At 55.3% G+C, this 12,401-nt stretch carries 7 protein-coding genes, 2 tRNA genes and 2 rRNA genes; 10 read left to right on the top strand and 1 reads right to left on the bottom strand.

Translation table 11 applies throughout. The features are described 5' to 3' along the window. Positions 1-100 precede the first annotated feature (100 nt). Entirely contained in the window at positions 101-523 is a 423-nt protein-coding gene (locus ABVN20_RS09420; protein WP_368555373.1) for a DUF4124 domain-containing protein, read from the bottom strand. A 400-nt stretch (positions 524-923) separates the two neighbouring features. On the opposite strand from ABVN20_RS09420, the gene ABVN20_RS09415 reads away from it, so the two are divergent. From ABVN20_RS09415 to ABVN20_RS09370, 10 genes are all read left to right on the top strand, one after another. Continuing rightward, on the top strand, positions 924-2,648 hold the full coding sequence (locus ABVN20_RS09415; protein WP_368555372.1) for an acetolactate synthase 3 large subunit: 1,725 nt from the start codon (positions 924-926) through the stop codon (positions 2,646-2,648). Between the two features lie 2 nt (positions 2,649-2,650). After that, positions 2,651-3,142, top strand: a complete 492-nt coding sequence (ilvN, locus tag ABVN20_RS09410) for an acetolactate synthase small subunit (RefSeq protein ID WP_040064172.1) — start codon at positions 2,651-2,653, stop codon at positions 3,140-3,142. A gap of 48 nt (positions 3,143-3,190) precedes the next feature. Beyond that, a complete protein-coding gene (gene ilvC, locus ABVN20_RS09405) occupies positions 3,191-4,207 on the top strand; it encodes a ketol-acid reductoisomerase (RefSeq protein WP_085726188.1) in 1,017 nt (338 codons plus the stop codon). 145 nt (positions 4,208-4,352) lie between these two features. Then, entirely contained in the window at positions 4,353-5,207 is an 855-nt protein-coding gene (gene pssA / locus ABVN20_RS09400; RefSeq protein WP_368555371.1) for a CDP-diacylglycerol--serine O-phosphatidyltransferase, read from the top strand. Between the two features lie 58 nt (positions 5,208-5,265). Next, the gene (gene msrP, locus ABVN20_RS09395) at positions 5,266-6,279 is read left to right on the top strand and encodes a protein-methionine-sulfoxide reductase catalytic subunit MsrP (protein WP_368555370.1); all 1,014 of its coding nucleotides are present in this window, start codon (positions 5,266-5,268) and stop codon (positions 6,277-6,279) included. Beyond that, positions 6,279-6,899, top strand: coding sequence for a protein-methionine-sulfoxide reductase heme-binding subunit MsrQ (gene msrQ, locus ABVN20_RS09390; protein WP_368555369.1), 621 nt, complete (start codon positions 6,279-6,281; stop codon positions 6,897-6,899). The genes msrP and msrQ overlap by 1 nt, the downstream gene beginning before the upstream one ends. A 543-nt stretch (positions 6,900-7,442) precedes the next feature. Further along, a 16S ribosomal RNA gene (locus ABVN20_RS09385) occupies positions 7,443-8,979 on the top strand. An 81-nt stretch (positions 8,980-9,060) separates the two neighbouring features. Then, positions 9,061-9,137, top strand: a tRNA-Ile gene (locus ABVN20_RS09380). Between the two features lie 30 nt (positions 9,138-9,167). Further along, a tRNA-Ala gene (locus tag ABVN20_RS09375) sits at positions 9,168-9,243 on the top strand. Between the two features lie 245 nt (positions 9,244-9,488). Further along, positions 9,489-12,382: ribosomal RNA gene (locus ABVN20_RS09370) — 23S ribosomal RNA — on the top strand. Together the 16S and 23S rRNA genes with 2 tRNA genes alongside form the textbook arrangement of a ribosomal RNA operon. Positions 12,383-12,401: the final 19 nt, after the last annotated feature.

The raw sequence follows: 12,401 nt of genomic DNA, 5'->3' as shown, positions 1-12,401 counted from the left end.
ACCTGTAGGAGCGAGCTTGCTCGCGATGAACGCCCAGACACTGCTGGGTGTCTGACACTCTGCAATCGCGAGCAAGCTCGCTCCTGCAGGGGCGGTGTCGTTATTGGCAATTCTCGTCAATCTGCCGCCGCGTCTCGGCCGTGCGCTCCTGACGTTGTTCCTCGCTCAGGCGGCGTAATTCCCCATCGACATCCTCGCGCAATCGCGGATTGTTCTGCAGTTGAGCCAGGTTCGTCCGGGCCTGCTCGCAGAACACCTTCAGCTGCGCCTGCTGTTCGGAAACCTGCTGTTTGACGGACTTGTCGATGGCCTGCTGGTCGCCGATGGTGGTGTCGGGTGCAGGCCGCGACGGCGCGCTCGTGGCGGGGGAGGGCGTGACCACGGTTTCGGCGCTACGGCCCTGTGGCGGCTGCGCATCGAAGTGGGTGACACCCTGCTCATCCACCCATTTATAAATCTGCGCGGCCATGCACATTGGGCTCAGGCCAATCAGCAGGCCGGCGGTCAGGAAAAACGTTCGCATGCCATTTCCTTGTGTTGGGTTGCGCAATTGAAGCTAACACAGTTGCGGTTTCGCGGTTTTTTCTTGCTTTCTCATGTGCTTACTTCAATAAAGCACATACACGACTTGACTTGCAGGGGACGAAACAGAAGAATCCAAAGTCCGCTGTAGAGGGACTGCCAGAAGCAGACCCACTCAGCAGATCATGAGGCGCACATCCGCGTCGACCTGTTACACCCGCAACGCGTTACCTCGCGCTGGGTGGGAAAAGCCCGCAACACTTGGGACGATCCCAATACTTGCTCAGTCAGTGCTGACGTAGTCGGCGACCACCGTCGCTCATGCTCTGCCGAGAAGTAAACCTATTAAGACCCGTCCTTTCTGACATGGACGGTATTCTGGCGTTTTAGAGGTGAACAACGTGGAGCTTTTATCTGGCGGTGAGATGCTCGTCCGCTTCTTGCGTGACGAAGGCGTCAAATATATCTACGGGTACCCGGGTGGTGCTCTTCTTCATGTCTACGATGCCCTGTTCAAAGAACCGGAAGTGACCCACATCCTGGTTCGTCACGAGCAAGCGGCGACCCACATGGCTGACGGCTATGCCCGTGCCACCGGTAAAGCCGGCGTGGTACTGGTTACTTCCGGCCCGGGCGCAACCAACGCCATCACCGGTATTGCCACGGCCTACATGGACTCCATTCCGATGGTGGTCATTTCCGGCCAGGTGCCGAGCACCATGGTGGGTACTGACGCGTTCCAGGAAACCGACATGATCGGTATCTCCCGGCCAATCGTGAAGCACAGCTTCATGATCAAGCACGCCTCGGAAATTCCGGAAGTCATGAAGAAGGCTTTCTACCTGGCGCAATCCGGTCGTCCTGGTCCGGTCGTCGTCGACATTCCGAAAGACATGACCAACCCGGCCGAGAAGTTCGAATACGTCTTCCCGAAAAAAGCCAAGCTGCGTTCCTACAGCCCGGCCGTTCGTGGCCATTCCGGGCAAATCCGCAAGGCAGCCGAAATGCTCCTGGCGGCCAAGCGCCCGGTCATGTACTCCGGCGGCGGCGTCATCCTCGGTGGTGGCTCCGCGCCGCTGACCGAACTGGCGAAGATGCTCAACCTGCCAGTGACCAATACCCTGATGGGGCTCGGTGCCTACCCTGGCACTGACCGTCAGTTCATCGGCATGCTCGGCATGCACGGCAGCTACACCGCCAACCTGGCGATGCACCATGCCGACGTGATCCTGGCGGTCGGTGCGCGTTTCGACGATCGCGTGATCAACGGCGCGTCCAAGTTCTGCCCGAATGCCAAGATCATTCACATCGACATCGACCCGGCTTCGATTTCCAAGACCATCAAGGCCGACGTGCCGATCGTTGGTCCGGTGGAGAGCGTCCTGACCGAAATGGTCGCGATCCTCAAGGAAATCGGCGAGACCCCGAACAAGGACTCCGTTGCCAGCTGGTGGAAGCAAGTGGATGAGTGGCGCGGCGATCGCGGCCTGTTCCCTTATGACAAGGGCGACGGCAGCTTGATCAAGCCGCAGACCGTGATCGAAACCCTGTGCGAAGTGACCAAGGGCGATGCCTTTGTTGCCTCCGACGTGGGTCAGCACCAGATGTTCGCGGCGCAGTACTACAAGTTCAACAAGCCTAACCGCTGGATCAACTCCGGTGGCCTGGGCACCATGGGCTTCGGTTTCCCGGCGGCCATGGGTATCAAGTTGAGCTTCCCTGACTCCGATGTCGTCTGCGTGACGGGCGAAGGCAGTATCCAGATGAACATCCAGGAGCTGTCCACCTGTCTGCAATATGGCCTGCCGGTCAAGATCCTCATCCTGAACAACGGCGTTCTGGGTATGGTTCGCCAGTGGCAGGACATGAGCTACGGCAGCCGTCATTCGCACTCGTACATGGAATCGCTGCCTGACTTCGTCAAGCTGGCCGAAGCCTATGGTCACGTTGGCGTGCGCATCACCGAATCGAAGGATTTGAAGTCGAAGCTGGAAGAAGCGTTCGCCATGAAGGATCGCCTGGTGGTGATCGACGTTGCGGTCGACACCAGCGAGCACGTCTACCCGATGCAGATCAAAGACGGCTCGATGCGCGATATGTGGCTGAGCAAGACGGAGCGTACCTAATCATGCGGCACATTATTTCCTTGCTTCTGGAAAACGAACCTGGCGCTCTGTCTCGTGTAGTCGGCCTGTTCTCGCAGCGCAACTACAACATCGAAAGCCTGACCGTGGCCCCGACCGAAGACCCGACCCTGTCGCGTCTGACGCTGACCACCGTAGGGCACGATGAAATCATCGAGCAGATCACCAAGAACCTGAACAAGCTGGTCGAAGTGGTCAAGCTGGTGGACCTGTCGGAAAGCGCTCACATCGAGCGCGAACTGATGTTGGTCAAGGTCAAGGCCACTGGCGCCCAGCGCGCCGAGATCAAACGCACGACCGATATTTACCGTGGGCAGATCGTCGATGTCAGCGCTAGTGTCTATACCGTTCAACTGACCGGTACCAGCGATAAGCTCGACAGCTTCATTCAGTCCATCGGCACCGCTTCGATCCTGGAGACCGTCCGTAGTGGCGTCACCGGTATCGCTCGCGGCGACAAAGTACTCAGCATCTAAACCAAATTAGCGAATGGCCTGAACGGCCTGGATATATAGGGGAAATTCATGAAAGTTTTCTACGATAAAGACTGCGACCTGTCGATCATCCAGGGCAAGAAAGTTGCCATCATCGGTTACGGTTCCCAGGGTCACGCTCAAGCGTGCAACCTGAAAGATTCCGGTGTCGACGTTACCGTTGGCCTGCGTAAAGGTTCGGCCACCGTTGCCAAGGCTGAAGCTCATGGCCTGAAAGTGGCTGACGTGGCTACTGCCGTCGCCGCTGCCGACCTGGTCATGATCCTGACCCCGGACGAGTTCCAGGGCGCGCTGTACCGTGACGAGATCCAGCCGAACATCAAGAAAGGCGCCACCCTGGCCTTCTCCCACGGCTTCTCGATCCACTACAACCAGGTTGTGCCGCGTGCTGACCTCGACGTGATCATGATCGCGCCGAAGGCTCCAGGCCACACCGTGCGTTCCGAGTTCGTCAAAGGCGGCGGTATTCCTGACCTGATCGCGATCTACCAGGACGCCTCGGGCAACGCCAAGAACGTTGCGCTGTCCTACGCTGCCGGCGTGGGTGGCGGTCGTACCGGCATCATCGAAACCACCTTCAAGGATGAGACCGAAACCGACCTGTTCGGCGAACAAGCCGTTCTGTGCGGCGGTACCGTCGAGCTGGTCAAAGCCGGTTTCGAAACCCTGGTTGAAGCGGGCTACGCGCCAGAAATGGCCTACTTCGAATGCCTGCACGAACTGAAGCTGATCGTTGACCTCATGTACGAAGGCGGTATCGCCAACATGAACTACTCGATCTCCAACAACGCCGAATACGGCGAGTACGTGACCGGTCCGGAAGTGATCAACGCCGAATCCCGTCAGGCCATGCGCAACGCCCTGAAACGTATTCAGGACGGCGAATACGCCAAGATGTTCATCAGCGAAGGCGCAACCGGCTATCCTTCGATGACCGCCAAGCGTCGTAACAACGCTGCGCACGGCATCGAAATCATCGGTGAGCAACTGCGCTCCATGATGCCGTGGATCAGTGCCAACAAGATCGTCGACAAAGCCAAAAACTAAGTCGAACTCTTGTGCGAAAAACGCGGCCCAGGCCGCGTTTTTTCGTTTGAGGGGGTTGGTTCTGGTATAAAGCTGCTTCGTTTGCGGCCGAACCGTCGTCCCAGACACTTGTCGAAACTTTCCACCCCGTTGCAAGGTAATGTCCATGAGCGAACGCCCCGAAGAGCCAAACCAGGCTTCCGACGCCGAAAGCCTGTTGCCCATCGATGAGCACGTCGAAGAAGGGCATGACGCCGAAGGCCGTAAAGTCAGGCATCGTGGTATCTATCTTCTGCCGAATCTTTTCACCACGGCGAACCTGTTCGCCGGGTTCTATTCCATCATCAGTTCGATGAGTGCCCAGAGCGCGTTGAGCGCTGGCGATGCCGCCGGTGCCAGCAAGTATTTCGCCTTTGCCGCCATCGCGATTTTCGTGGCCATGGTGCTTGACGGCCTGGATGGCCGTGTTGCCCGCATGACCAACACCCAAAGTGCTTTTGGTGCCGAGTACGACTCGTTGTCGGACATGGTCGCCTTCGGTGTTGCGCCGGCCTTGCTGGCGTTCGGCTGGGCATTGGGCGATATGGGCAAGGTCGGCTGGATGGTCGCCTTCATTTATGTCGCGGGTGCGGCACTGCGCCTGGCACGTTTCAATACCCAGGTCGGCACCGCCGACAAGCGCTATTTCATCGGTCTGGCCAGCCCGGCTGCGGCGGGTGTGGTCGCCGGTATCGTCTGGGCATTCAGTGATTACGGCATCCAGGGTTCCAAGATGTCTTTCCTGGTGGCGCTGCTGGTTGCGGCGGCCGGCATGCTGATGGTCAGCAACATCAAGTACAACAGCTTCAAGGAGCTGGACCTGAAAGGGCGCGTGCCGTTCGTGGCCATTCTTGCCGTGGTGCTGGTGTTCGCCGTGGTCTTCAGCGATCCGCCGCGCATCCTGCTGCTGGTGTTCCTCGCGTATGCGGCGTCTGGTCCAGTGCAATATCTGTTACGTCTTCGCCGGAACAAAAGCGCGTAATTTCCTCCATACTCCGCAGTCTATTGGTGCATCTGTTCTCCAATGCTGCGGAGTTACCATGCTGATCAAAGTTCCCAAGGCGTCCGACTGCCATGAGTCGGACGTCACGCCTGAATCGCTCTATCTCTCTCGCCGAAATGTCCTGGGTGCTGCCGTTGCCGGTCTGGCAGTGAGCACTCTGCCGCGCTGGGCCGGTGCTGCCGATGCTGCGCGTTATGCCGATGTCGAGCCTGGCAAGGCGCCGGCCTGGTTCACCGAGAAGCTTTCTTCCGTTCAGTGGGGAGCGGTCAACGTCAAGGACGAGGCCATCACACCGTTCAAGGATGCGACCCACTACAACAACTTCTATGAGTTCGGCGCCGATAAAGGTGATCCGGCGGCCAATGCCGGTGCGCTGAAAACGGAGCCGTGGAGTGTGGTGGTGGACGGCGAGGTGGCGAAGCCCGGGCGTTATGCGCTGGAAGACTTCATGAAGCCCTACCAGCTGGAGGAGCGTATTTATCGTCTGCGCTGTGTCGAAGCCTGGTCGATGGTCATTCCCTGGATCGGTTTCCCGATCTCGGCATTGCTAAAGGAAGTCGAGCCGACTTCCAAGGCTAAATTCATCCGCTTCGAAACATTGCAGGACCCCAAGAGCATGCCGGGGCAGCGGTCGGGTTTCGCCCTGATCGACTGGCCTTATGTAGAAGGGTTGCGATTGGATGAAGCCATGAATCCCTTGGCCATTCTGGCGGTGGGCATGTATGGGCGCGAACTGCCCAACCAGAACGGTGCGCCTTTGCGCCTGGTGGTGCCGTGGAAGTACGGCTTCAAGAGTATCAAGTCCATCGTGCGCATCAGCCTGGTCAGTGAGCAGCCGAAAACCACTTGGCAAAGTATCGCGGCGGATGAGTATGGCTTTTATGCCAACGTGAACCCGACGGTCGATCATCCGCGCTGGACGCAGGCGCGTGAGCGTCGGTTGCCCAGCGGACTGTTCAAACCCAATGTGCGCGACACCCAGATGTTCAATGGCTACGCCGATGAAGTCGCTTCGTTATACACAGGGCTCGATCTGCGGAAGAACTACTGATGCGTTTTGCGTTGTGGCGGGTGGGTGTCTTTATCGCAGCAGCGGTGTGGCCGCTATTGTGGCTTTATCAAGCGTGGACCGATGCACTGGGGCCGGACCCGGGCAAGGTGCTGGTCGACCGACTGGGGCTGGGCACGCTGGTTCTGTTGCTGATCACCTTGAGCATGACGCCGTTGCAAAAGCTCAGTGGTTGGGCAGGGTGGGTGGCTGTCCGGCGCCAACTGGGTTTGTGGTGCTTCGCTTATGTGCTGCTGCATCTGTGCAGTTACATGGCATTCGTTCTTGGCTTTGATTGGTCACAGCTGGGGGTGGAGCTGCGCAAGCGACCGTACATTATTGTCGGCGCGCTGGGCTTCCTGGGTTTGCTGGCGTTGGCGCTGACCTCCAATCGTTATAGTCAGCGGCGCCTGGGCGCTCGCTGGAAGAAGTTGCATCGACTGGCCTACGTGATTCTTGGGCTCGGATTACTGCACATGTTGTGGATTGTGCGCGCTGACCTGGAAGAGTGGGTGGTGTATGCCTCTATAGGGGCGCTGCTATTAGTGTTGCGCCTGCCGCCGGTTGCTCGCCGAATTCCCCGTTTAATGGGCAAAAAAACATCTTCTGCAAGAAAAGCGTAATAAAGGGTTGACGGCAGATTCTGGAGGTCTATAATTCGCCCCACTTCCGGCGCAGTCGAAACGGAAAACTCCTTGGTAAACAACGAGTTACGCGAATTTCGGCAGTGTTCGGCTTCAAGTTATCGAGGCCTGGAAGGAGTCGGTCAGGCAGCAAGTTGTCGCTTGATTGACGGTTCGGTCTTCTCGATCGAAAGCGGAGAAAAATAGGTGTTGACAGCAGCGAACAACGCTGTAGAATTCGCCTCCCGCTAACGAGAGATCGGAAGCGCAAGTGGTTGAAGTTGCAAAGGAAACTTTGAAAACTTCTTAAAATAACCGCTTGACAGACACGGGGGACGCTGTAGAATGCGCGCCTCGGTTGAGACGAAAGATCTTAACCAACCGCTCTTTAACAACTGAATCAAGCAATTCGTGTGGGTGCTTGTGGAGTCAGACTGCTAGTCAACAGATTATCAGCATCACAAGTTACTCCGCGAGAAATCAAAGATGTAACCAACGATTGCTGAGCCAAGTTTAGGGTTTTCTCAAAACCCAAAGATGTTTGAACTGAAGAGTTTGATCATGGCTCAGATTGAACGCTGGCGGCAGGCCTAACACATGCAAGTCGAGCGGTAGAGAAAAGCTTGCTTTTCTTGAGAGCGGCGGACGGGTGAGTAATGCCTAGGAATCTGCCTGGTAGTGGGGGATAACGTCCGGAAACGGACGCTAATACCGCATACGTCCTACGGGAGAAAGCAGGGGACCTTCGGGCCTTGCGCTATCAGATGAGCCTAGGTCGGATTAGCTAGTTGGTGAGGTAATGGCTCACCAAGGCGACGATCCGTAACTGGTCTGAGAGGATGATCAGTCACACTGGAACTGAGACACGGTCCAGACTCCTACGGGAGGCAGCAGTGGGGAATATTGGACAATGGGCGAAAGCCTGATCCAGCCATGCCGCGTGTGTGAAGAAGGTCTTCGGATTGTAAAGCACTTTAAGTTGGGAGGAAGGGTTGTAGATTAATACTCTGCAATTTTGACGTTACCGACAGAATAAGCACCGGCTAACTCTGTGCCAGCAGCCGCGGTAATACAGAGGGTGCAAGCGTTAATCGGAATTACTGGGCGTAAAGCGCGCGTAGGTGGTTTGTTAAGTTGGATGTGAAAGCCCCGGGCTCAACCTGGGAACTGCATTCAAAACTGACAAGCTAGAGTATGGTAGAGGGTGGTGGAATTTCCTGTGTAGCGGTGAAATGCGTAGATATAGGAAGGAACACCAGTGGCGAAGGCGACCACCTGGACTGATACTGACACTGAGGTGCGAAAGCGTGGGGAGCAAACAGGATTAGATACCCTGGTAGTCCACGCCGTAAACGATGTCAACTAGCCGTTGGGGACCTTGAGTCTTTAGTGGCGCAGCTAACGCATTAAGTTGACCGCCTGGGGAGTACGGCCGCAAGGTTAAAACTCAAATGAATTGACGGGGGCCCGCACAAGCGGTGGAGCATGTGGTTTAATTCGAAGCAACGCGAAGAACCTTACCAGGCCTTGACATCCAATGAACTTTCCAGAGATGGATTGGTGCCTTCGGGAGCATTGAGACAGGTGCTGCATGGCTGTCGTCAGCTCGTGTCGTGAGATGTTGGGTTAAGTCCCGTAACGAGCGCAACCCTTGTCCTTAGTTACCAGCACGTTATGGTGGGCACTCTAAGGAGACTGCCGGTGACAAACCGGAGGAAGGTGGGGATGACGTCAAGTCATCATGGCCCTTACGGCCTGGGCTACACACGTGCTACAATGGTCGGTACAGAGGGTTGCCAAGCCGCGAGGTGGAGCTAATCCCACAAAACCGATCGTAGTCCGGATCGCAGTCTGCAACTCGACTGCGTGAAGTCGGAATCGCTAGTAATCGCGAATCAGAATGTCGCGGTGAATACGTTCCCGGGCCTTGTACACACCGCCCGTCACACCATGGGAGTGGGTTGCACCAGAAGTAGCTAGTCTAACCTTCGGGGGGACGGTTACCACGGTGTGATTCATGACTGGGGTGAAGTCGTAACAAGGTAGCCGTAGGGGAACCTGCGGCTGGATCACCTCCTTAATCGACGACAGCAGCTGCTCCATGAGCTCCCACACGAATTGCTTGATTCATTGAAGAAGACGAAAGAAGCAGCCCGAAATTGGGTCTGTAGCTCAGTTGGTTAGAGCGCACCCCTGATAAGGGTGAGGTCGGCAGTTCGAATCTGCCCAGACCCACCAATTTTGTGTGGGAAACGCCTGTAGAAATACGGGGCCATAGCTCAGCTGGGAGAGCGCCTGCCTTGCACGCAGGAGGTCAGCGGTTCGATCCCGCTTGGCTCCACCACTACTGCTTCTGAAGTGTAAAGCTTAGAAATGAGCATTCCATCGCCGCGATGATGAATGTTGATTTCTAGTCTTTGACTAGTTCGTTCTTTAAAAATTTGGGTATGTGATAGAAAGATAGACTGAACGTTACTTTCACTGGTAACGGATCAGGCTAAGGTAAAATTTGTGAGTGACTCTTAAGAGTTTTGCGAATTTTCGGCGAATGTCGTCTTCATAGTATAACCAGATTGCTTGGGGTTATATGGTCAAGTGAAGAAGCGCATACGGTGGATGCCTTGGCAGTCAGAGGCGATGAAAGACGTGGTAGCCTGCGAAAAGCTTCGGGGAGTCGGCAAACAGACTTTGATCCGGAGATCTCTGAATGGGGGAACCCAGCCAGCACAAGCTGGTTATCTTAAACTGAATACATAGGTTTAAGAGGCGAACCAGGGGAACTGAAACATCTAAGTACCCTGAGGAAAAGAAATCAACCGAGATTCCCTTAGTAGTGGCGAGCGAACGGGGACTAGCCCTTAAGTGGCTTTGAGATTAGCGGAACGCTCTGGAAAGTGCGGCCATAGTGGGTGATAGCCCTGTACGCGAAAGTCTCTTAGTCATGAAATCGAGTAGGACGGAGCACGAGAAACTTTGTCTGAATATGGGGGGACCATCCTCCAAGGCTAAATACTACTGACTGACCGATAGTGAACTAGTACCGTGAGGGAAAGGCGAAAAGAACCCCGGAGAGGGGAGTGAAATAGATCCTGAAACCGTATGCGTACAAGCAGTGGGAGCAGACTTTGTTCTGTGACTGCGTACCTTTTGTATAATGGGTCAGCGACTTATATTCAGTGGCGAGCTTAACCGAATAGGGGAGGCGTAGCGAAAGCGAGTCTTAATAGGGCGTTTAGTCGCTGGGTATAGACCCGAAACCGGGCGATCTATCCATGGGCAGGTTGAAGGTTAGGTAACACTGACTGGAGGACCGAACCGACTACCGTTGAAAAGTTAGCGGATGACCTGTGGATCGGAGTGAAAGGCTAATCAAGCTCGGAGATAGCTGGTTCTCCTCGAAAGCTATTTAGGTAGCGCCTCATGTATCACTGTAGGGGGTAGAGCACTGTTTCGGCTAGGGGGTCATCCCGACTTACCAAACCGATGCAAACTCCGAATACCTACAAGTGCCGAGCATGGGAGACACACGGCGGGTGCTAACGTCCGTCGTGAAAAGGGAAACAACCCAGACCGTCAGCTAAGGTCCCAAAGTTATGGTTAAGTGGGAAACGATGTGGGAAGGCTTAGACAGCTAGGAGGTTGGCTTAGAAGCAGCCACCCTTTAAAGAAAGCGTAATAGCTCACTAGTCGAGTCGGCCTGCGCGGAAGATGTAACGGGGCTCAAACCATACACCGAAGCTACGGGTATCATCTTCGGATGATGCGGTAGAGGAGCGTTCTGTAAGCCTGTGAAGGTGAGTTGAGAAGCTTGCTGGAGGTATCAGAAGTGCGAATGCTGACATGAGTAACGACAATGGGTGTGAAAAACACCCACGCCGAAAGACCAAGGTTTCCTGCGCAACGTTAATCGACGCAGGGTTAGTCGGTCCCTAAGGCGAGGCTGAAAAGCGTAGTCGATGGAAAACAGGTTAATATTCCTGTACTTCTGGTTATTGCGATGGAGGGACGGAGAAGGCTAGGCCAGCTTGGCGTTGGTTGTCCAAGTTTAAGGTGGTAGGCTGAAATCTTAGGTAAATCCGGGGTTTCAAGGCCGAGAGCTGATGACGAGTTACCTTTCAGGTGACGAAGTGGTTGATGCCATGCTTCCAAGAAAAGCTTCTAAGCTTCAGATAACCAGGAACCGTACCCCAAACCGACACAGGTGGTTGGGTAGAGAATACCAAGGCGCTTGAGAGAACTCGGGTGAAGGAACTAGGCAAAATGGCACCGTAACTTCGGGAGAAGGTGCGCCGATGAGGGTGAAGCACTTGCTGCGTAAGCCCACGTCGGTCGAAGATACCAGGCCGCTGCGACTGTTTATTAAAAACACAGCACTCTGCAAACACGAAAGTGGACGTATAGGGTGTGACGCCTGCCCGGTGCCGGAAGGTTAATTGATGGGGTTAGCTAACGCGAAGCTCTTGATCGAAGCCCCGGTAAACGGCGGCCGTAACTATAACGGTCCTAAGGTAGCGAAATTCCTTGTCGGGTAAGTTCCGACCTGCACGAATGGCGTAACGATGGCGGCGCTGTCTCCACCCGAGACTCAGTGAAATTGAAATCGCTGTGAAGATGCAGTGTATCCGCGGCTAGACGGAAAGACCCCGTGAACCTTTACTATAGCTTTGCACTGGACTTTGAATTTGCTTGTGTAGGATAGGTGGGAGGCTTTGAAGCGTGGACGCCAGTCTGCGTGGAGCCATCCTTGAAATACCACCCTGGCAACTTTGAGGTTCTAACTCAGGTCCGTTATCCGGATCGAGGACAGTGTATGGTGGGTAGTTTGACTGGGGCGGTCTCCTCCTAAAGAGTAACGGAGGAGTACGAAGGTGCGCTCAGACCGGTCGGAAATCGGTCGTAGAGTATAAAGGCAAAAGCGCGCTTGACTGCGAGACAGACACGTCGAGCAGGTACGAAAGTAGGTCTTAGTGATCCGGTGGTTCTGTATGGAAGGGCCATCGCTCAACGGATAAAAGGTACTCCGGGGATAACAGGCTGATACCGCCCAAGAGTTCATATCGACGGCGGTGTTTGGCACCTCGATGTCGGCTCATCACATCCTGGGGCTGAAGCCGGTCCCAAGGGTATGGCTGTTCGCCATTTAAAGTGGTACGCGAGCTGGGTTTAGAACGTCGTGAGACAGTTCGGTCCCTATCTGCCGTGGACGTTTGAGATTTGAGAGGGGCTGCTCCTAGTACGAGAGGACCGGAGTGGACGAACCTCTGGTGTTCCGGTTGTCACGCCAGTGGCATTGCCGGGTAGCTATGTTCGGAAAAGATAACCGCTGAAAGCATCTAAGCGGGAAACTTGCCTCAAGATGAGATCTCACTGGAACCTTGAGTTCCCTGAAGGGCCGTCGAAGACTACGACGTTGATAGGTTGGGTGTGTAAGCGCTGTGAGGCGTTGAGCTAACCAATACTAATTGCCCGTGAGGCTTGACCATATAACACCCAAGCAATTTG

The organism is Pseudomonas sp. MYb118 (assembly GCF_040947875.1).
Classification (GTDB): Bacteria; Pseudomonadota; Gammaproteobacteria; order Pseudomonadales; family Pseudomonadaceae; genus Aquipseudomonas.
Note: the sequence above shows the minus strand (reverse complement) of the source record. Positions and strands in the feature narration are given on the sequence as shown.

Bases quoted from the DNA above. Each gene is read 5' to 3' on its own strand.
- ABVN20_RS09420 (WP_368555373.1), bottom strand. From the start codon at position 523: ATGCGAACGTTTTTCCTGACCGCCGGCCTGCTGATTGGCCTGAGCCCA.
- ilvN (WP_040064172.1), top strand. From the start codon at position 2,651: ATGCGGCACATTATTTCCTTGCTTCTGGAAAACGAACCTGGCGCTCTG.
- ilvC (WP_085726188.1), top strand. From the start codon at position 3,191: ATGAAAGTTTTCTACGATAAAGACTGCGACCTGTCGATCATCCAGGGC.
- pssA (WP_368555371.1), top strand. From the start codon at position 4,353: ATGAGCGAACGCCCCGAAGAGCCAAACCAGGCTTCCGACGCCGAAAGC.
- msrP (WP_368555370.1), top strand. From the start codon at position 5,266: ATGCTGATCAAAGTTCCCAAGGCGTCCGACTGCCATGAGTCGGACGTC.
- msrQ (WP_368555369.1), top strand. From the start codon at position 6,279: ATGCGTTTTGCGTTGTGGCGGGTGGGTGTCTTTATCGCAGCAGCGGTG.